Raw genomic sequence first — 20,630 nt, 5'->3', positions numbered from 1 at the left:
GGCGTTGATTTTTTGTGAGTCTTGAGTCGATCATGTCGAAGTTTGATACGTCTGCCCTAGAAGCCTTTGTTCGTCACATTCCTCAAAACTACAAAGGTCCGGGCGGCGTTATCGCCGTTGTGAAGGACGGTGAGGTCGTGTTGCAGCACGCCTGGGGTTTTGCCGATCTTCGCACGCGAAAGCCCATGACGCTCGATACGCGGATGCCGATCTGTTCGGTCAGCAAACAGTTTACCTGTGCTGTGATGCTTGATGCGGTGGGCGAGCCTGAGTTGCTCGATGATGCGCTTGCAGCCTACCTCGACAAGTTCGAAGACGAGCGCCCCGCCGCTCGCGATCTCTGCAACAACCAGTCCGGCCTGCGCGATTATTGGGCACTAACTGTCCTGTGCGGTGCCGATCCGGAAGGTGTGTTTTTGCCAGAGCAGGCGCAAAGCCTGTTGCGCCGCCTGAAGACCACACATTTTGAACCGGGTTCGCATTACTCTTATTGCAACGGCAATTTCCGCATTCTGGCGGACCTGATCGAAGCGCATACCGGGCGTACGCTGGTTGATCTTCTGTCCGAGCGGATTTTCAAGCCTGCAGGAATGAAGCGTGCCGCGCTTATCCCCGATACGGCGCTGTTTGAGGAATGTACGGGTTATGAAGGCGATACGGTTCGCGGGTTTCTGCCTGCCACGAATCGTATTCATTGGATAGGCGATGCAGGCATCTGCGCTTCGCTCAATGATATGATTGCGTGGGAGCAGTTCATCGATGCAACGCGTGATGATGAACAGGGTCTCTATCGTCGGCTGAGCGGGCCGCAAACGTTTAAAGACGGTGCTGCGGCACCTTATGGCTTTGGCCTCAATTTTCACGAAACAGGCGGCAAGCGCCTAACGGGTCATGGTGGTGCATTGCGCGGCTGGCGCTGCCAGCGCTGGCATTGTGCGGAGGAACGTCTCTCGACAATCGCCATGTTCAATTTTGAAGGCGGGGCCTCCGAGGTTGCCTTCAAACTGATGAATATTGCTTTGGGCGTATCGTCATCCGATGTGGTGCGCGTCGAAGCCGATGCGGCATGGTTTGGTTCGTGGCTCGATGAGAAGACGGGGCTTGTTCTCAGTCTTGAAGATGCTGGTCATGGCCGCATGAAGGCGCGTTTTGGCACCAGCCCGGAAATTATGGATGTGGTGAGCGCAAATGAGGCACGTTCAGCTATGACCACGATTCAGCGCGAAGACGATGTGATTGAACTTTCCCGCGAAAGTGAAAACCTTTCGCTGGTTATGAACCGTGTCAAAGGCGAAGCGAGACAGGATATCATCGGGCACTATCACAGCGATGAGCTTGATGCTGATCTGCTGCTGATTTCCGAAGGCGGCGCAATCTATGGCGCTTTTGAAGGCTTCCTTGGCAAGAGCGACATGTATCCGCTTTATAGTGTCGGGGCTGATGTCTGGCTGATGCCTGTTCAGCGCTCGATGGATGCACCGTCGCCCGGCGAGTGGAAGCTTGTTTTCCGCCGCGATGACAAGGGTGCGATCACAGATTTGAGCGTCGGCTGCTGGCTTGCACGCGGTGTTGAATACAGGAGAGTTGAGCCATGACTGAACTGAAATTCAGAACCCGCGAAACCGGGGCGGTTGCGGAAATGCCACATGGCAAGCTGCCGACAATCACAACGCCGACAGGCGGCGCGGTGGAGATTGTCACCAGCGTCAGCCAGCCGGGTTTTAACCCGCTCGATCTGATCTATGCATCACTTGCAGCCTGCATGGCGCTCAGTGCGCGTGTTGCTGCGACCAAGCTCGAATTGCGTGAAAAGCTTGACCATGTTCGGGTGGAGGTAAAAGGCGATAAGGCCCATGAAGGCCCGTCACGCATCGAACGATTCGCTGTAACATTTCATTTCGATGGCGATCTCACGGAAGATGAAAAGCATCGTCTTGCAGAGGTGGCCGAGCAAATCTGCACCGTCAGCAATACGTTGCGCGGCGATCCGAAGTTCGATCTCAAAGTCACGTAATCAGATTTCTTCGCGTATACGGTCAACGCCAAGCGCGATCACGCTTTCCATCGCAGCACGTGCTTTTTGCTGATCGCGCGAGGCAATCGCATGGGCAATGCGCATGTGATTGGCGGCACATTCTGCAATGCCTTCGGGTGAACTTGCCGGAGACGATAACTGGAACGAAATTGCAAGCGCTGCTTCAATCAGGCTGCTCACGGAACGCATGAATGGATTGCCTGACATGCGGGCAATTGCCAGATGAAACTCAAGGTCGACCTTAGCGATGGATTCTGGCGTATGCATGGGGTCGTCAAATTTCGCAGCAAGCGCATAAAGCTCAACAAGTTCCTCGCTGGTTGCATTTTTTGCGGCAGCGGCGGCGGCAGCGGGTTCAAGCGCCATGCGCATTTCCGCCAGATGATCGACGAAGACCTCATCAAAGCCTGCTTCGAACCGCCATGTCAGCACGTCAGGATCAAAAAAGTTCCAGCTGCTTGCGCCGAGCACACGGGTTCCAACTTTGGCTTTTGGTTCGATCAGGCGTTTTGCAGACAGCGTTTTCATCGCTTCGCGCAGAACAGTGCGGGAAACGCCAAAGCGCAGCGACAATTCGTTATCGCCCGGAAGTATCGAGCCTTCGGGAATGGTGCCTGCGACGATGCCGCGCCCCAGTTCACCCACGACAACGGCGTGGCTGTTATGGCGCTTGCGTCCGGTTATGGCCGTTTCCAGTAATCCCAATTCAGGCCTCCTTCATGCGTTGACGCGCGAGTCTTATATCGGAAAACCATACAAGTCCTCGCTGTAGCGCAATGAACAGGAACAGCAAGATACCGATTGCTATTTTTGTCCACCACGAAGACAGCGTTCCATCGAAAACGATATAAGTCTGTATGAGGCCCTGTATCAGAATACCGACGAACGTACCTGCCACCAGACCGGCCCCACCGGTGAGAAGTGTGCCGCCGATGACCACCGATGCAATGGCGTCAAGTTCCACTCCAACGGTTGCGAGCGAATAGCCGGATGATGTGTAGAGCGTATAAACGATGCCTGCCAAGCCGGAAAGCACGCCCGACACTGTATAGATGCCGATTGTCGTGCGGCCAATCGGAACGCCCATCAGTTCCGCCGATTGCGCATTGCCGCCGAGCGCATAGATGTTTGCGCCAAAGCGTGTGCGATGCGCGATGATACCGCCGATGATGAAGACCGCCAGCATCAGCATGGCGACAAATGTCAGTCTGCCACCACCCGGAAGCCGGAAGTAAAAGCCCTGCAATGTTTCGATAAAAGGGTGCGAAATCGGCACAGACTGCGTTGAAATGAGGAATGCCGCACCGCGTGCCAGAAACATGCCTGCAAGGGTCGCAACAAAGGGCGGGATGCCGAGATAATGGATCATCATACCCATCCACGCGCCAAACATTGCGGCAATCACCAGAATGAGTGCGAAGGCGATCAACGGATGCATGCCATGTCCTACAAGGACTGCCACAAAAACGCTGGTAAAGGCGATGACTGATCCGACTGATAGGTCAATGCCGCCGGAGATGATCACAAAGGTCATGCCAACGGCTGCGATACCTAAAAAGGCATTGTCCGTCAGAAGATTACCGATCACTCGTGTTGACAGCATGTTCGGGAACTGGATCACGCAGACCGCATAGGCGAGCAGGAAAATCGCGACCGTTGTGACGAAAGGCAGATTGCGAAGCACTCTCATTGCCGTGCTCCCTGTTGACTTTGTTGGTTTGTATTGGCTGTATTGCCTTTGCGTTCAGCGCGCAGGAAGGTGAAGAAGCCAGCTATTGCAGGCGACTGGAACGTGAGTACGATCACGATAATGCCTGCCTTGATGATGAGGTTGAATTCTGGCGGAAACCCAGCCATCAGAATGCCGGTATTGATCGACTGGATGATCAGCGCGCCGAGCAGCGATGCCATTATTGAGAAGCGCCCGCCATTCAGCGACGTGCCGCCGATGACGACCGCCAGAATGGCGTCGAGTTCAAGCCATAGGCCGGCATTGTTGGCATCTGCGCCGCGAATATCGGCGGTCGTAATGAGACCGGCAAGCGCTGCACAAACGCCTGATACTGCATAGACGCTGAACAGAAGAAAGCGGGCTTTAACGCCTGCCAGCATGGCGGCGCGGCGGTTGATGCCGGTTGCTTCAATCAGGAAGCCAAGCGCTGTCGAGCGCACGACAAGCCCGACGACAAGGCCTGCCAATATCCAGATCAGCACCGGCACCGGCACGCCAAGAAACGAACCGGAGCCGAGAGTTGCAAAGGAATCATTGTTGAAGGTGAGGATTGCGCCTTCGGTGATAAGCTGCGCGATGCCACGCCCAGCCACCATCAATATCAGCGTTGCGATGATGGGCTGAATGTCGAAAACCGCTACCAAAAAGCCGTTCCACAAGCCGCAGAGCAGACCCACGCCGAGTGCCACGGGAATGACGATCGCCAGCGGATAGCCAGAAACGATGAGCGATGCAGCCGCAGCGCCGCTGATTGCCATGACCGCGCCGACCGACAGATCAATACCGCGTGTCGCAATCACCAGTGTCATGCCGACGGCGAGAATGGCAACGGGCGCAGCACGTACCAGAATATCGATCAGGCTTCCGTAAAGGCGCCCGTTCTGAAAGGAAATGCCCAGAAAGCCCGGTGATATGATGGTGTTTACAATCAGAATGAGCGCAAGGGCTGCGAGCTGTGGGCTTAGTCTTTTCAGTTTTTTGCCAATACGCGCCATCATGCTGCATCTTCCTTTATGCTTCCGGTCTCGGCGATGGCACGCACGATATTGTCGGCGGTGATTTCTGCGCCCGAAAGTTCTGCCACATGGCGGCGGTCTGAGAGCACGACAACGCGGTTTGCCACGGCTGCAAGCTCCTCAAACTCGGATGAAATAATCACCAGAGACATGCCTTCGGTGCAGAGTTCACCGATGAGTTTGAGAATCTCCGCATGGGCGCCGATGTCTATGCCGCGGGTTGGTTCGTCCAGAATCAGCAGGCGCGGATCGGTGGCCAGCCAGCGTGCCAGAATGGCCTTTTGCTGGTTACCGCCCGATAGAAACTTGATCGGTTTGTCTGGATCTGCGGGGCGGATATCCAGCGCCTTGATATAGCGCTCTGCAAGCGCTGCTTTTTCGCGTGAGGAAATCGGCTTCGACCAGCCGTGTTTTGCCTGTATGGCGAGCGCGATATTTTCTGCCACCGAAAAATCGCCGATGATGCCATCGGTTTTGCGCTCTTCCGGGCAGAAGGCAAAGCGTTCGGCAATGGCTGCAACAGGTGAGGGCAGCTTTGTGTCTTTGCCATCAACCATGAGTGCACCGCTGTCTGCCTGATCGACGCCGAACATGAGCAATGCGGTTTCTGTACGGCCAGAGCCGAGAAGGCCTGCAATGCCGACCGCTTCACCCGGCTTGATGGCAAGATCGAAAGGTGCAACACTGCCTTTTTTACCAAAGCCTGAAAAGCGAATGGGGGCAGTCCCGTTATCGCTTGCTTCTTCCGTCAGCTGTCTGCGGACGGTTTCCTGCAACTGATGGCCAAGCATCATTGAGATCAAATCGGTGCGCGGTAGTTCTGAAAGATTGCGACTGCCAACCAGCCGGCCATTGCGCAGTACGGTGACGCAATCGGCAATGGCATAGACCTGATCCAGAAAATGCGTGATGACGATGATGCCGAGGCCTTCGGCTTTCAACTGACGCAGCACACCAAACAGCATCTCGACTTCGCGGGCATCAAGACTGGCGGTCGGTTCATCCAGCACCAGCACCTTGCCGGAAACATCCACCGCGCGAGCGATTGCGATAATCTGTCGGATCGCCACCGAATAAGCGGACAGTGGTGCGCCGACATCAATGGTGAGGCCATAGCGCGCGAGCAGGGTGGCCGCGTCGGTCTCCATGCGGCGCCGGTCGATGAAACCGAAACGCCGTAGCTGACGACCCAGAAACAGGTTTTCGGCAACGGTCAGGTTCTCCAAGAGATTGACCTCCTGATAGACCGTGCCGATGCCGAGCGTCTGTGCTTCTGACACGGAAGCGGGCGCAATTTCTTGTCCATCAAGCAAAACCGAACCGTCAAAGCCATGATAGGCGCCAGTCAATATCTTGATAAGCGTTGATTTTCCTGCCCCGTTTTCGCCGAGCAGCGCGTGTATTTCACCACGATTGAGCACGAAATCGACGTGATCAAGCGCAGTTACTCCGAGAAAGGATTTGGTTATTGAGCGCGCTTCAAGAAGCGGCGTTGCTGGCGTCTCGCGCGCAGCGATGTCGGGGCGAGCCATGGCAGTCTTCCGTTCGCATCTTGCAGAACTCGCTCCGGGCCGCGATGAGAAGCGGCCCGGAGGCATGAAGGTGTGATCTGAGGCTTAGTAGCCGAGGCCCTTCTTGGCTTCATAAACGGCCTTTGGATCATCAGCCTGTGTGTAAAGCTTGGATTCGGTCTGGATCCATTTTGGCGGAACAGTGCCATTGGCTTTGAGTGCTTCGATGACGTCGAAAGCAGGACCTGCCATGTTTGGCGTCAGCTCAACCGTTGCATTGGCTTCGCCATTGGCCATTGCCTGGAAAATATCCGGCACGGCATCGATTGAAACGACCTTAATGTCGGTTCCGGGCTTGAGACCAGCTTCCTTAATGGCTTGAATGGCGCCGACGGCCATGTCGTCATTATGCGCGTAGACTGCACAAATGTCCTTGCCGCCATTTTCCGCCTTGATGAAGCTTTCCATGACTTCCTTGCCCTTGGTGCGGGTGAAGTCGCCAGTCTGCGAGCGGGATATCTTGATGTTATCGTGGCCTGCAAGTGCTTCTTCAAAGCCCTTCTTGCGGTTGATCGCCGGAGAAGAACCTGTCGTGCCCTGAAGCTCGACGACCGAACAAGGCTGGTCGCCGACTTCCTTGACCAGCCAGTCGCCCGCGACCTTGCCTTCATGGACCTGATCGGAGGTGACAGCGGTGAGATAAAGGTCTTCCGGTGCGTCAATCTGGCGGTCGAGAAGCACGACCGGAATTTCGGCTTCCTTGGCTTCTTTCAGAACGGCGTCCCAGCCGGTTGCAACAACCGGCGCAATCAGGATGGCATCAACGCCTTGTGCAATGAAGCCGCGAACGGCCTTGATCTGATTTTCCTGCTTCTGCTGTGCGTCGGCAAATTTGAGAGTGTGGCCGCGCTTCTCAGCTTCCTGCTTTGTTACACTTGTTTCGGCGGCGCGCCAGCCCGATTCTGAACCGATCTGCGAGAAGCCGACCGTCAGGGAAGCGGCGGATGCGCTTGAGATCAGAGCGAATGAAAATGCGGCTGTCAGAGCCGTCAGACTGCGTTTCATATTAAGTCCTCCCAATAAAAAGGCTCTCCCAGCCTTCGTGTTTATGAAGCATATAATATTACTTTATGGCAAGTACATTTCGTATATTCGCTGAAAATTGGGGGTGCGACAAACGTGCATGATGGCGAATTTTATAGTGAAATCATGCGTTTATTAAAGGGGCGGCAATGGTCTTGGTATGGGGGTGGTGCGCGCTGTGTTTCCCTTGCTTGACAAGTGGGTATTTGCCGAAATAGTCATATTAATGAGAAGGAGCCGTTCATCCGCATACCTGTGTTTTTGAACGGTCGAGAAGAATGTTCCGCAAGCGTTTTGCGGAAAATGGGAGGTTTAATGTTACGTCTGGTACAAATCCGCGACTTGCGCGGAGAAACACGTGTGGCCGCTTGCGATGATGAAGGCGCGGCCCATATCGTCAATGGCGTGACGACGACTTACGAACTGGCATGGGCGGCGATCTCTGCGGGCATTAGCCTTGCTGAGCAGGTTGAGCGTAATGGCAAAGGTGAAGCTGTCGATCTTGATGCCGCACTTGCTGATGGTCAGGTTGACCTGCCTATTACCCATGAAGATCCCGCGCATTTGATTGTTGCAGGGACAGGCCTCACACATCTTGGTTCGGCGGATGGTCGTGACAAGATGCACAAGGCAGCACAGGCCGCTGAAAAGCCGACCGACTCGATGCGCATGTTTTTGATGGGTGTTGAAGGCGGTAAACCAAAGCGCGGTGAGACGGGCGTTCAGCCGGAATGGTTTTACAAAGGCGATGGGTCGGCGCTGGTCGCGACGGGCGGTGAACTCGTCTCTCCAGCTTTTGCCGAGGATGGCGGTGAAGAGCCGGAACTCGCAGGCATCTATCTGATCGGCCCGGACGGTACGCCGTTCCGCCTTGGCTTCTGCCTCGCCAATGAGTTTTCCGATCATGTGATCGAAAAGCAGAATTATCTGTGGCTGGCGCATTCAAAGCTGCGTCAGGCGTCGCTGGGGCCAGAGCTTTATGTGGGCGCTCTGCCGGATCATGTTGAGGGTGTTTCGCGGATCAAGCGTGGCGATCAGGTGATCTTTGAAAAGCCGTTTCTGTCGGGCGAAGCGAACATGTCGCATACGATCGCCAATCTGGAACATCATCATTTCAAATATGAACTGTTCCGTCGTCCGGGAGACATTCATGTGCATTTCTTCGGCACGGCGACATTGTCGTTTTCGGAAGGTGTTAAGACGGAAAACGGCGACCAGTTCGAAATTTCCGCAAAGCCTTTCCGTTATCCGCTGGTCAACAGGCTGGCGCAGGCGAAAGCCGAAGATATTGCCGTGAAGGCGCTTTGAGATGACAGTGGCGTCCAATATCAATCTGGCAATTGTTGGTCTTGGCAAGATTGCCCGCGACCAGCATCTGCCATCGATTGAAGCGACGAGTGGCATTGAACTCAAAGCCATTGCCAGCCGCAATGCGGGTCTTGATGGGTTGCCGTCGTTCCATGACATTGAAGAGCTGCTTGAGAGTGATGTTGCAATCGATGCGGTGTCGCTTTGCACGCCGCCGCAGGGGCGTTTCAATCAGGCTTATGCAGCCCTTGCGGCGCGCAAGCATGTGATGCTGGAGAAACCTCCGGGCGCGACGATTTCGGAAGTGCAGGCGCTGACGCGTTTTGCTGAAAAGCAGGGCGTTACGCTTTATGCGACCTGGCATTCGCGCGAAGCCGCAGCCGTTGAACCGGCACGCGGATTTCTGAAAGATGCCGCAATCAAATCTGTTGCGGTGTCGTGGAAAGAGGACGTGCGCCACTGGCATCCCGGCCAGCAATGGATCTGGGAGCCGGGTGGTCTTGGTGTGTTCGATCCGGGCATCAATGCGCTCTCAATCGTGACGCATATTCTGCCGGAACGGTTTTTTCTCACCAAGTCCGACCTCTATTTTCCAGAAAATCGGGCGGCACCGATTGCCGCTGATCTCGCGTTTGAAACGGAAGGCGGCGTGCCGGTTTCCTTTGAACTCGACTGGCGCCAGACGGGTCCGCAGACATGGGATATTCGGGTCGAGACAGACAAGGGAACGCTGCTTCTCAGTCATGGCGGCAGTCGGCTGACGATCGCAGGCACGGAAAAAATGGCGGAGCCTGATCGTGAATATCAGCGTCTTTACCAGAATTTTGTGAAGCTGGTTGGCGAAGGGCAGAGCGATGTTGACCTAGCACCTCTGACCCATGTTGCCGATGCTTTCCTTCTCGGAAAGCGCCATGCCGTTGAATCTTTTGAAGACTAGGAATTGGGGCCGCGCGGCGGTCTCTTACCCATGCAGGACAATGAAATGAATAAGCCCGTTACGCCGAAAGCACCGAGATTTCGCTCACGCGCATGGTTCGATAACCCGGACAATGTTGATATGACGGCGCTCTATCTTGAGCGTTACATGAATTACGGTCTCAGTCAGGAAGAACTGCAATCCGGTCGTCCGATCATCGGCATTGCGCAGACGGGTTCTGATCTTTCGCCGTGCAACCGTCATCATCTGGAACTGGCCAATCGCGTGCGTGAAGGTGTGCGTGAAGCGGGCGGCATCGTGATCGAATTTCCGGTCCATCCGATTCAGGAAACCGGCAAGCGTCCGACTGCAGGCCTTGATCGCAACCTTGCTTATCTCGGCCTCGTCGAAGTGCTTTATGGCTATCCGTTGGATGGCGTTGTGCTGACCATTGGTTGCGACAAGACCACGCCTGCCTGTCTGATGGCTGCTGCGACCGTCAATATTCCGGCAATTGCGCTCTCCGTTGGTCCGATGCTCAATGGCTGGTTCCGGGGTGAACGCACGGGTTCGGGCACCATCGTCTGGAAGGCGCGTGAGCTGCTCGCCAAGGGTGAGATCGACTATGCGGGCTTTGTAAAGCTGGTTGCGTCTTCCGCACCATCGACCGGTTATTGCAACACGATGGGTACGGCCACGACGATGAATTCGCTTGCCGAAGCACTCGGAATGCAGCTTCCGGGTTCGGCGGCGATTCCAGCGCCTTATCGTGATCGTCAGGAAGTGGCTTATCTGACCGGCCGCCGCATTGTGGAAATGGTTTATGAAGACCTCAAGCCAACTGACATCATGACGAAGGAAGCCTTTATCAATGCGATCCGCGTCAATTCCGCGATTGGCGGTTCGACCAATGCGCCGATCCATCTCAATGCACTGGCACGTCATGTCGGCGTGGAGCTGAGCGTCGATGACTGGCAGAAATATGGCGAGGAAATTCCGCTTCTGGTCAATCTCCAGCCAGCGGGCGAATATCTCGGTGAAGATTACTACCACGCGGGCGGTGTGCCAGCAGTCGTCAATCAGCTGATGGGGCAGGGCCTCATTCACGAGGATGCGCTCACTGTCAACGGCAAGACCATCGGTGAAAACTGCAAAAACGCAACGATTGAAGACAGCAATGTCATCAAGACCTTTGACCAGCCATTGAAGAAACATGCCGGTTTCCGCGTGCTGCGCGGCAATCTCTTCTCGTCGGCGATCATGAAATTGAGCGTTATTTCGGAAGAATTCCGCAATCGCTATCTCACAGACGAAAAAGACCCGAATGCCTTTGAAGGCAAGGCGATTGTGTTTGATGGCCCGGAAGATTATCACCACCGGATTGATGATCCGTCGCTCGAAATTGACGAGCGTTCGGTGCTGTTCATGCGTGGTGCGGGTCCAATAGGCTATCCGGGGGCAGCGGAAGTCGTGAATATGCGCGCGCCTGATTATCTTTTGAAGAAGGGCATCAGTTCGCTCCCTTGCATCGGCGACGGTCGCCAGTCGGGCACGTCGGGTTCGCCGTCGATCCTCAACGCGTCGCCGGAAGCAGCCGCTGGCGGTGGCCTTGCCATCCTCAAGACGGGTGATCGGGTCCGCATCGATATTGGTCGTGGTACGGCGGATATTCTGATTTCGGATGACGAGCTGGCCGAACGCCGCAAGGCTTTGGAAGCTGCCGGTGGTTATAAATATCCGGAAAGCCAGACGCCGTGGCAGGAAATCCAGCGCGCGGTTGTTGGTCAGATGGAAACAGGTGCGGTTCTCGAAAACGCGGTCAAGTATCAGGACATTGCGCATACGCGTGGCCTGCCACGAGATAACCATTGATGTTGGGAGTCAAAACACCATTTGCGGCAGTTGCGGACTGGGGAACAACCCGGTTCCGCCTCTGGACGCTGGATGTTGATGGCAACGTGCTCAATGAAAGCCGTGGTGATGACGGGCTGATCTCTGCAAAAGAAACGGGCTTTGAAACGCTGCTTGAACAGCATCTGGCGAAGCTTGGTGCGCCGGATGATCTGCCGGTGGTGATCTGCGGCATGGCGGGTTCGCGCACTGGCTGGATCGAAGCACCTTATATGAGCTTGCCCGCCGGGCTTGAAGGCGTCGTTGCTGCTGCGGTTCGCGTGCCTGCAAAGCGCCCCGTCATCATGCTGCCGGGTGTTGCACGGCGGAGCGTCGATGCGCCGGATGTGATGCGCGGCGAGGAAACCAAGCTGCTTGGTCTGGTACATCGCGGTACGCGGGATGCCGTGGTGGTGATGCCCGGAACGCACGCCAAATGGGTGCAGATTGCAGACGGCAAGCTTAACGATTATCGCTCTTTCATGACGGGTGAATTGTTTGCGCTTCTCAAAGACAAGTCGGTTCTCTCCGGTGCGCTTGAAGGGGCCGGACCGGTTGACCCAAAGAGTGCTGCCTTTGCTAGAGGCGTGAAAGCTTCGCTTGAAACACCGGAGCTTATCGCCAACGCGCTCTTTACGGTGCGTGCTGGCTGGCTGGTGCATGACTATAAGCCGACCGATCAGCTTGCACGTCTGTCGGGTCTGCTGATCGGGCTGGAGGTTGCCGGTGGCCGCACATTGTTTGGCAAACCTCATGAAGTTCTGCTGCTTTCCGACGGCATGATGGGCGCGCTTTATGCGTCTGCACTTGAGATTGCCGGTGTGAAAGTGAGCCACATCGAGGCTGATGAACTGGTGCGCGATGGGTTGTTCATGGCCGCCCGCCATGCTTTTGCGGGAGGTGCGCAATGAGCGATCATATCGCATGGCCCAAACTGCGCTATCCGCTGGTTGCCATTCTGCGTGGCATTCGGCCGGAAGAAACCGAAGCCATTGTCTCCACTCTGATTGAGACGGGCTTTGAGGCGATTGAAATTCCGCTCAATTCGCCGGAGCCGTTTGTCTCCATTGAGAAAGCTGCAAAGCTTGCGCCGGGCAATGTGCTGATTGGTGCTGGCACCGTGCTGTCGGTTGAGAATGTGGATCGGCTTCATGATGTCGGCGGCAGGCTTCTGGTCAGCCCGAATGTCGAGCCGGATGTCATTCGCCGCGCGAGTGCGTATGGCATGGTGACAATGCCCGGCGTGTTCACGCCGACTGAGGCTTTCAGCGCCATTCATGCAGGCGCATCGGCGTTGAAGTTCTTCCCGGCGAGTGTGCTGGGGGCCGATGGCATCAAGGCCATTTGTGCAGTCTTGCCAAAAGATATTCCGGTGGGTGCTGTGGGTGGCGTATCGGAAGATAATTTTGCCACTTATGTCGGCGCGGGCGTGCGCTGTTTTGGACTAGGTTCCAGTCTTTATAAGGCTGGACTGACTGCTGCTGAGGTTCGCGACCGCGCGCAGCGTGCAGTTGAGGCATGGGACAAGATCGCAGGCTGAGTGCTGTTGTGACTTGTTTTGGAGGAATTCCGCAGGGCCTAACGGCGGGGGCGGAAATTTTGGGAGAACGGCAGGCCTTAAAAGCCTGTCCTACGATGGGAGTGAGACAATGGCAGGCATAAAATCATTCACACTGGCGGCAGCATTAGCTGCATTTGCCTTTACGGGCTTTGCACAAGCCGAGGACAAGGGCCTCGTTGGTGTAGCAATGCCAACCAAGTCGTCGGCGCGCTGGATTGCTGACGGCGATAACATGGTCAAGGTGCTTCAGGAGCGCGGTTATAAGACCGATCTTCAATATGCGGAAGACGATGTTCCGAACCAGTTGGCCCAGATCGAAAACATGGTGACCAAGGGTGCCAAGGTTCTGGTCGTGGCATCGATCGACGGCACCACGCTTTCCGATGTTCTGGCAAAAGCCAATGATGCAGGCATCAAGGTCATCGCCTATGACCGCCTGATCCGCGACACACCGAATGTGTCCTATTATGCGACCTTTGATAATTTCCAGGTTGGTGTGTTGCAGGCACAGTCGATTGAAAAGGCACTTGATCTCAAGAACAAGGAAGGCCCTTTCTATATCGAATTGTTCGGCGGCTCGCCTGACGATAACAACGCCTATTTCTTCTATAATGGCGCAATGTCCGTTCTTCAGCCTTACATCGACAGCGGCAAGCTTGTTGTTGGCAGCGGCCAGACCGGCATGGACAAGGTCGCAACGCTGCGCTGGGATGGGGCAACCGCTCAGGCACGTATGGATTCAATCCTCTCGGCCTTTTATTCCGACAAGAAGCTTGACGCTGTTCTGTCACCTTATGACGGTATTTCGATTGGTATTCTGTCGTCGCTTAAGGGTGTTGGTTATGGCAGCGGCGACATGCCGATGCCTGCCGTTTCCGGTCAGGATGCGGAGGTGCCTTCGGTCAAGTCGATCCTTGCTGGCGAACAGAATTCGACAATCTTCAAGGATACCCGCGAACTCGCCAAGGTCACCGTTGATATGGTTGACGCTGCGATGAGCGGCAAAGAGCCGGAAGTGAACGACACCAAGACCTATGACAATGGCGTCAAGGTTGTGCCGTCCTATCTGCTCAAGCCGGTGATCGTCGATAAGTCGAACTGGAAGGAAGTTCTGGTCGATAGCGGTTACTACAAAGAAGATCAGATCCAGTAAATTTTGTGCCCGGACGCGCCGCAAAACAAGTGCGTCCGGCATGCCTGCTCTAATGCCATCATCCCCGCCGCCCAGTTTTCGAACTGGGTTAGGCCAACAGATTGACAGCGTTGTCTTTTTGAAGGCGATAAAACCGGGAGTGGTGGCATGGCAGGTTCGTTATGGGAGCGAGCGATGAACGTAACCAATTCTGTCCCGCTTGAGCAGAACAGTGGACAGCCGGATAGTGCCGGTAAACCACTGCTGGAAATGCGCGGCATCAGCAAATCTTTCGGCGTTGTGAAGGCGTTGAGTGACGTCAATTTCACGGTAATGCCGGGAGAAATTCACGCATTTGTGGGTGAAAATGGTGCGGGTAAATCCACGCTGATGAAAGTGCTGTCGGGTGTTTATCCCTCTGGCAGTTATGACGGTTCGATTGTCTTTGACGGAGAGGAGCGGCATTTCCGCGACATCAATGATTCCGAGGCGCTTGGCATCGTGATCATCCATCAGGAGCTTGCATTGGTGCCGCTGATGTCGATTGCCGAGAATATTTTTCTCGTCAATCCACCCGGCTCTTACGGTGTGATTGATCGCAACGAAGTCTATCAGCGCACAAAGGCGCTTTTGAAGAAAGTCGGACTGACGGAGTCGCCTGATACGCTGGTGACGGATATTGGTGTTGGCAAACAGCAACTTGTTGAAATCGCCAAAGCGCTCTCCAAACGGGTACGCTTGCTCATTCTTGATGAACCAACGGCAAGTCTGAATGAAACCGACAGTGCGGCGCTTTTGGCACTGCTGAAAGAATTTCGTGCGCAGGGCATCACTTCGATCCTGATTTCGCACAAGCTCAATGAAATCCGCGAAGTGGCTGACAAGATTACCGTGCTGCGCGATGGACGCGCGGTTGCGACGTTGGATTGTCATGCGGGCGAAGTCGAGGAAGATGACATTATCCGCAAGATGGTCGATCGTGATCTGGAAAGCCGCTATCCAAAGCGCGATCCGAAGATCGGCGATGTGATTTTCGAGGTCGACAATTGGTCGGTTTATCATCCGTTGCACCCGGAACGTCACTCGGTTAAAAACGTGTCGTTCAAAGTGAAAGCGGGCGAAATCGTCGGCATTGCTGGCCTTATGGGTGCGGGTCGTACCGAATTTGCCATGAGCCTGTTCGGACGCTCATGGGGTACAAATATTTCCGGCGATGTGCGCATGCATGGCAAGCCGGTTGATATTTCGAGCGTTGCCCGCGCCATCAAATCGGGTCTCGCCTATGTGACTGAGGACCGCAAGAAGCTGGGCCTTGTTCTGGGCGAAAATATTTCGCGCAACATATCACTCGCGCATTTGCGCGGCGTCAGCCCCAAGGGGGTGATCGACAGTATTCGCGAAATGAAGGTCGCGAACGACTACCGCTCTCAAATGAGTATTCGCTGCCACAATGTTTATCAGGAAACCGGCACGCTTTCAGGCGGCAACCAGCAGAAGGTGGTGCTGTCGAAATGGCTGTTCACCGGACCCGATGTGCTGATCCTCGATGAACCGACACGTGGCATCGATGTGGGCGCGAAATACGACATTTATACAATCATCAATTCACTGGCTGACAGCGGCAAGGGCGTGGTCGTCATTTCATCCGAAATGCCGGAGCTGATCGGGATCTGCGACCGCATTGTCGTCATGCACGAGGGCGCTTTCGTCGGCGAAGTGGCGGGCGAGGCAGCAACGCAGGAAAACATCATGCGCGCCATCATGCAGAACAAAGGAAAACAACAATGAGCGAGAACGTTATCCAGGGCGGTCAGAAGGCGCCAAGCAGCGTGGGGCGCTATTTAAAGAACAATCTGCGTGAATCGGGAATGCTGCTCTCGCTGATTGCAATCATGATCTTTTTCCAGATTGTTACCGGCGGCGTACTGATGAAGCCGCTGAACCTGACTAACCTCGTGTTACAAAACAGTTATATCGTCATCATGGCGCTTGGAATGTTGCTGATTATTGTGACCGGGCACATCGATTTGTCGGTCGGATCGGTGTGTGGTTTCATCGGCGCGCTGGCTGCTGTGATGATGGTGCGATGGGGAATTCCGTTTCCGATTGCCGCCATTCTGTGCCTGATTGCCGGTGGGATTATTGGCGCGATGCAGGGCTTCTGGGTTGCCTATTTCAATATCCCGTCCTTTATCGTCACACTTGCTGGCATGCTGGTTTTCAAGGGGTTGATGCTGGCGGTGCTCGGCGGACAGTCGGTCGGTCCATTCCCACCGATGTTTCAGAAGCTCTCGTCAGGCTTTATTCCTGAATTCATTGGTGTGACAGGCGGTATTTATCTCACATCGCTGATCCTTGGTCTGGTTCTTGCTGGTTTTATCGTCTGGCAGAACACACGCTCGCGTGCACGTCATATTGCGCATGAGGTCGAGACAGAACCGTTCGGCCTGTTTGTGGTCAAGAATATTCTGTTCTTTGCAGGTATCGCCTATCTGGCGCTGCTGATCTCGTCGCATCGCGGCATGCCTAACGTACTGATTATCATGGCTGTTTTGATCGCGGCCTATGCGTTTCTCACAAGCCGCACGGTTATTGGTCGTCAGATTTATGCGGTCGGTGGCAATCGCCATGCAGCGAAGCTTTCGGGCGTCAAGACCGAGCGGCTGACCTTCCTTCCATTTGTGAATATGGGTGTGCTGGCAGCCCTTGCCGGTCTGGTTTTTGCAGCACGTCTGAACACGGCGACACCAAAGGCCGGTCTTGGATTTGAGCTTGATGTGATTGCTGCCTGCTTTATCGGTGGCGCATCGGCTTATGGTGGTGTGGGGCGTGTGACGGGGGCTGTGATCGGCGCGCTGATCATGGGTGTGATGAACAACGGCATGTCGATTCTCGGGATCGGGATCGACTATCAGCAGGTCATCAAGGGGATCGTTCTGCTGGGCGCTGTTTGCATCGATGTTTACAACCAACGCCGCTAAAATAGGGATTTGCCATGAATTGGCCATATTATGAACACGAGCTTGCCGTGAAAATCACATTTTGAACATCACTTTTCGCGAATTAAACATCGCTTTTCGCGGAAAAATGCTCAGAAAAAGCGCGTTTTCGCGCTTTTGCTCCGCCCTTTTGGGAGAGGGAGGCGTGAGCCAGTCGGGCCGGAACTCAGTTCCGGCCCGATCTGTTTTCAACTTGATTTATGATTTTTAAATCGCTGTGCGGCGCGCGTGGTCGAGATAGATCTCACGCAGCTTGAGCGCCACCGGACCGGGTTTGCCGCCACCGATTGGTTTGTCGTCGATAAACGAAATCGGCGTTACGAACGTACCCGCACTGGTCATGAAGGCTTCTTTCGCAGCATAGGCTTCATCAAGCGTGAAAGCGCGCTCTTCGAGCGTCATGCCGGTCTCGGCAATGAGCTGCAACAGCGACAGGCGTGTACAGCCCGGAAGCACCGCATTGGAATTGGGGCGGGTGACGATGACATCGTCCTGCGTGACGATATAGCCGGTCGAAGATGCGCCTTCGGTGACAAATCCGTCCTCCAGCATCCAGGCTTCATCGCAACCGGCATTCTTTGCGATTTCTTTGGCGAGCGCCTGCGGCAGAAGGCAGACGGTTTTGATGTCGCGGCGTTTCCAGCGCAGATCATCAAGTGACAGCACGCGGATGCCTGTTTCGACTTCCGGTCTGTTGGCAAGGGCCTTAACTTGAGTGAACAGAACGACCGATGGCTTCAAGCCCTTGGCGACAAAATCACGGTCGCGACCGTCACCGCGCGTGACCTGAAGATAGACCAGACCTTCGGTCAGGTTATTACGGCGGATCAGTTCGCGCTCGATCTCGACCATCTCATCTTCGCTCATCGGCATCGGAATACCAATTTCACCGGTTGAACGACGCAGGCGCTTCATATGCGGATCACTATCGACCAGCTTACCGTCAAGCACGGCGGTCACTTCGTAAATGCCGTCACCGAAGAGAAAGCCACGGTCAAAGATGGAAATACGGGCATCGCGGGCGGCAACATATTCGCCATTCACGTAAACGATGCGGTTTTCAAGTGCTGCTGAAATAGCCATGGTCTGTCCTGAGATGGGAAAATTGCGAACAACATCGCAGCAATTTCTTAAGCGTTCAATGCTTCAAGTGAAACATCTATTTTCAGGTGATTTGAGGTTTTCAAGGAGGGGGGCCGGCGACTGGCGGCATGCGTCAGAGTGCAATTTGGAAAGCGTCAAAGAGCCAAAGACAGGCATGTAACGTAATGTTATTTCAGCTTTGGCCTGCTTTTAAGAATGGTGCGCTAAAATAATCGGTTTCAGAACGGTTTATCGACTTCAACGAAGAATGTGATTCATGAAAAAGCCGCCGCAGGGGAAAGCGGCGGCCAAGTTGCGGCTTAATCTGGGTGGCGATCAGGCCGCGCGTTTTAACGCATCTCCAATCATGGAAACGATGGTGTCGATCTGTTCCTTTTCCACGATGAGCGGTGGCGAAAGCGCGATCACATCGCCGGTGACGCGGATCAGGAGACCCTTCTTGAAGCAATCGACAAAGACATCGTAAGCGCGTGCGCCAATGGCGCCTTCGCGTGACGACAGTTCGATTGCGCCTACGAGGCCCAAGTTGCGGATGTCGATGACATTTGGTGCGTCTTTGAGCGAATGAAGTGCGTTCTGCCAATGCTCGGCCAGTTCAGCGCCGCGGGTAAGCAGGCCTTCTTCGGCGTAGATTTCAAGCGTTGCAAGACCGGCAGCACAGGCAACCGGATGGCCGGAATAGGTGTAGCCGTGGAACAGCTCGATGGCGTTTTCCGGGCCGGTCATCAGTGCGTCATGCACCGCACGGCTTGCAAAGACAGCACCCATCGGGATTGCGCCGTTTGTCAGGCCCTTGGCGGTGGTGACGAGATCAGGCTTGACGCCGAAATAATCGACAGCAAATGGTGTGCCGAGGCGTCCGAAGCCGGTGATGACTTCATCATAGATCACCAGAATGCCGTGCTTGTCAGCGGTTGCGCGGATGCGTTCGAGATAGCCCTTTGGTGGCAGAACGACACCGGCGGAACCGGACATTGGTTCAACGATGACGGCGGCAATCTTTTCTGCGCCGTGCAGCTGAACCAGACGTTCCAGATCGTCTGCAAGCTCAATGCCGTGCTCCGGCAGACCTTTGGAGAATGCATTGCGGCCAACATCAAGCGTATGGCGCATATGGTCGGCAGGGATTTGCGGGAAGACGCGGCGGTTGTTGACGAGACCGCCGACAGAAATGCCACCGAAGCCAACGCCGTGATAACCTTTTTCACGGCCGATCACGAGGGTACGGGTGCCCTGACCGATGGCGCGCTGATAGGCGATGGCGATCTTGAGAGCGGTATCAACCGATTCCGAGCCGGAATTGGTGAAGAACACGCGGTCCAGCTTGGCATCCGGGCCGCCGGGCGCAATGGCTGCGAGCTTTTCAGCAAAGTCGAAAGCGATGTTGTGGCCCATCTGGAAGGTTGGCGCGAAGTCCATGGTCGAGATCTGGCGCTCGACGGCTTCCGTGATGCGCTTGCGGCCGTGACCGGCATTGCAGCACCAAAGGCCAGCCGTACCATCGAGAACCTGATTGCCGTCGACATCGGTGTAATACATGCCCGAAGCGCTTGCGAGCAGGCGTGGAGCGGCCTTGAACTGGCGGTTCGCTGTGAACGGCATCCAGAAGTTATCAAGGCTTGGCGCGTTGGTGTTGTTAAGCATTAGAACCTCCTATTTTTGAGGGTAAGAGGACATGCTTTCTCGAAGGCAACAAGTCCTTTTCTCCTAAATATTAAAGCATTGAAATTTCGTGCTTTGAAATGGGAGTTTGTGATATATCGAACATCATAAACAGTAAGGGGACGCGTCGATGAGTATCGATATTGGTGGCAGGCTTCGCTATGTGCGCATGCGGCAGAATCTGTCTCAGCGAGAGCTTGCAAAACGGGCTGGCGTGACCAATTCCACCATATCGCTGATCGAAGCCAATCAGTCCAATCCATCAGTTGGTGCATTAAAGCGCATTTTGGATGGAATTCCTATCGGAATGGCCGAATTTTTCGCGCTGGAACCGGATGCGCCGCATAAGGTTTTCTATCAGGCGGATGAGCTGGTGGAGATCGGCAAGGGGCCGATTTCCTATCGGCAGGTGGGTGATCACCTCTTTGCGCGTTCGCTGCAAATCCTCAAAGAGCGTTATGAACCTGGATCGGATACCGGCAAGGTTCTGCTCATGCATGAAGGCGAGGAGGGGGGAATCGTCATTTCCGGTCGCATCGAAGTGACGGTTGGCAGCGAGCGCCGCATTCTTGGTCCGGGCGATGCCTATTATTTCTCAAGCAAGCTACCGCATCGGTTCAAATGCGTGGGACCGGTGGCTTGCGAGGTGGTGAGCGCCTGCACACCACCAAGTTTTTGATA

At 55.0% G+C, this 20,630-nt stretch carries 18 protein-coding genes; 11 read left to right on the top strand and 7 right to left on the bottom strand.

Annotated elements, in window-relative coordinates:
* Positions 1 to 32 precede the first annotated feature (32 nt).
* Together OPR82_RS14895 and OPR82_RS14890 are read left to right on the top strand one after the other, a co-directional pair.
* Complete coding sequence (locus OPR82_RS14895) at positions 33 to 1,595, top strand: D-aminopeptidase (protein WP_265985679.1); 1,563 nt, start codon at positions 33 to 35, stop codon at positions 1,593 to 1,595.
* On the top strand, positions 1,592 to 2,014 hold the full coding sequence (locus OPR82_RS14890) for an OsmC family protein (protein WP_265985677.1): 423 nt from the start codon (positions 1,592 to 1,594) through the stop codon (positions 2,012 to 2,014). The genes OPR82_RS14895 and OPR82_RS14890 overlap by 4 nt, the downstream gene beginning before the upstream one ends.
* Here OPR82_RS14890 and OPR82_RS14885 read toward each other — a convergent pair whose 3' ends face one another.
* From OPR82_RS14885 to ytfQ, 5 genes are all read right to left on the bottom strand, one after another.
* Positions 2,015 to 2,740 carry a FadR/GntR family transcriptional regulator gene (locus OPR82_RS14885; protein ID WP_265985676.1) on the bottom strand — a complete coding sequence of 242 codons (726 nt, stop codon included), beginning with the start codon at positions 2,738 to 2,740 and terminating at the stop codon, positions 2,015 to 2,017.
* A gap of 1 nt (position 2,741) precedes the next feature.
* On the bottom strand, positions 2,742 to 3,725 hold the full coding sequence (gene yjfF / locus OPR82_RS14880; protein ID WP_265985674.1) for a galactofuranose ABC transporter, permease protein YjfF: 984 nt from the start codon (positions 3,723 to 3,725) through the stop codon (positions 2,742 to 2,744).
* Complete coding sequence (locus OPR82_RS14875; RefSeq protein ID WP_265985671.1) at positions 3,722 to 4,765, bottom strand: ABC transporter permease; 1,044 nt, start codon at positions 4,763 to 4,765, stop codon at positions 3,722 to 3,724. The genes yjfF and OPR82_RS14875 overlap by 4 nt, the downstream gene beginning before the upstream one ends.
* Positions 4,762 to 6,315 (bottom strand): sugar ABC transporter ATP-binding protein, encoded by a 1,554-nt coding sequence (locus tag OPR82_RS14870; protein WP_265985670.1) that lies wholly within the window; start codon positions 6,313 to 6,315, stop codon positions 4,762 to 4,764. Before OPR82_RS14870 ends, OPR82_RS14875 begins: the two co-directional genes overlap by 4 nt.
* Before the next feature lie 84 nt (positions 6,316 to 6,399).
* Positions 6,400 to 7,359: a galactofuranose ABC transporter, galactofuranose-binding protein YtfQ gene (gene ytfQ, locus OPR82_RS14865; protein ID WP_265985669.1), complete on the bottom strand. Its 960-nt coding sequence runs from the start codon at positions 7,357 to 7,359 to the stop codon at positions 6,400 to 6,402.
* 333 nt (positions 7,360 to 7,692) lie between these two features.
* Between ytfQ and araD1 the strand changes: the two genes are divergently transcribed.
* From araD1 to mmsB, 8 genes are all read left to right on the top strand, one after another.
* On the top strand, positions 7,693 to 8,685 hold the full coding sequence (gene araD1, locus OPR82_RS14860) for an AraD1 family protein (RefSeq protein ID WP_265985668.1): 993 nt from the start codon (positions 7,693 to 7,695) through the stop codon (positions 8,683 to 8,685).
* A gap of 1 nt (position 8,686) precedes the next feature.
* Positions 8,687 to 9,622, top strand: a complete 936-nt coding sequence (locus OPR82_RS14855; RefSeq protein WP_265985667.1) for a Gfo/Idh/MocA family protein — start codon at positions 8,687 to 8,689, stop codon at positions 9,620 to 9,622.
* 45 nt (positions 9,623 to 9,667) lie between these two features.
* The gene (locus OPR82_RS14850) at positions 9,668 to 11,473 is read left to right on the top strand and encodes an IlvD/Edd family dehydratase (protein WP_265985666.1); all 1,806 of its coding nucleotides are present in this window, start codon (positions 9,668 to 9,670) and stop codon (positions 11,471 to 11,473) included.
* Positions 11,473 to 12,402, top strand: coding sequence for a 2-dehydro-3-deoxygalactonokinase (locus OPR82_RS14845; RefSeq protein ID WP_265985665.1), 930 nt, complete (start codon positions 11,473 to 11,475; stop codon positions 12,400 to 12,402). Before OPR82_RS14850 ends, OPR82_RS14845 begins: the two co-directional genes overlap by 1 nt.
* Positions 12,399 to 13,031 (top strand): 2-dehydro-3-deoxy-6-phosphogalactonate aldolase, encoded by a 633-nt coding sequence (locus OPR82_RS14840; protein ID WP_265985664.1) that lies wholly within the window; start codon positions 12,399 to 12,401, stop codon positions 13,029 to 13,031. The genes OPR82_RS14845 and OPR82_RS14840 overlap by 4 nt, the downstream gene beginning before the upstream one ends.
* 109 nt (positions 13,032 to 13,140) lie before the next feature.
* A complete protein-coding gene (gene chvE, locus OPR82_RS14835; protein ID WP_265985663.1) occupies positions 13,141 to 14,205 on the top strand; it encodes a multiple monosaccharide ABC transporter substrate-binding protein in 1,065 nt (354 codons plus the stop codon).
* A 174-nt stretch (positions 14,206 to 14,379) separates the two neighbouring features.
* Entirely contained in the window at positions 14,380 to 15,972 is a 1,593-nt protein-coding gene (gene mmsA / locus OPR82_RS14830) for a multiple monosaccharide ABC transporter ATP-binding protein (protein WP_323054557.1), read from the top strand.
* Positions 15,969 to 17,165, top strand: coding sequence for a multiple monosaccharide ABC transporter permease (gene mmsB, locus OPR82_RS14825; protein ID WP_265985662.1), 1,197 nt, complete (start codon positions 15,969 to 15,971; stop codon positions 17,163 to 17,165). The genes mmsA and mmsB overlap by 4 nt, the downstream gene beginning before the upstream one ends.
* 225 nt (positions 17,166 to 17,390) lie before the next feature.
* Here the strand turns inward: mmsB and OPR82_RS14820 are convergent, their stop codons facing one another.
* Positions 17,391 to 18,266, bottom strand: coding sequence for a D-amino-acid transaminase (locus tag OPR82_RS14820; RefSeq protein ID WP_265985661.1), 876 nt, complete (start codon positions 18,264 to 18,266; stop codon positions 17,391 to 17,393).
* Between the two features lie 336 nt (positions 18,267 to 18,602).
* Positions 18,603 to 19,931: an aspartate aminotransferase family protein gene (locus OPR82_RS14815; RefSeq protein ID WP_265985660.1), complete on the bottom strand. Its 1,329-nt coding sequence runs from the start codon at positions 19,929 to 19,931 to the stop codon at positions 18,603 to 18,605.
* A gap of 148 nt (positions 19,932 to 20,079) precedes the next feature.
* On the opposite strand from OPR82_RS14815, the gene OPR82_RS14810 reads away from it, so the two are divergent.
* The gene (locus tag OPR82_RS14810) at positions 20,080 to 20,628 is read left to right on the top strand and encodes a cupin domain-containing protein (protein WP_007876209.1); all 549 of its coding nucleotides are present in this window, start codon (positions 20,080 to 20,082) and stop codon (positions 20,626 to 20,628) included.
* Positions 20,629 to 20,630 lie beyond the last annotated feature (2 nt).

This window comes from Ochrobactrum chromiisoli (genome assembly GCF_026241335.1).
In the GTDB taxonomy this organism is placed as follows: domain Bacteria; phylum Pseudomonadota; class Alphaproteobacteria; order Rhizobiales; family Rhizobiaceae; genus Brucella; species Brucella chromiisoli.
This window is presented reverse-complemented; position numbering and strand designations above follow the sequence as displayed.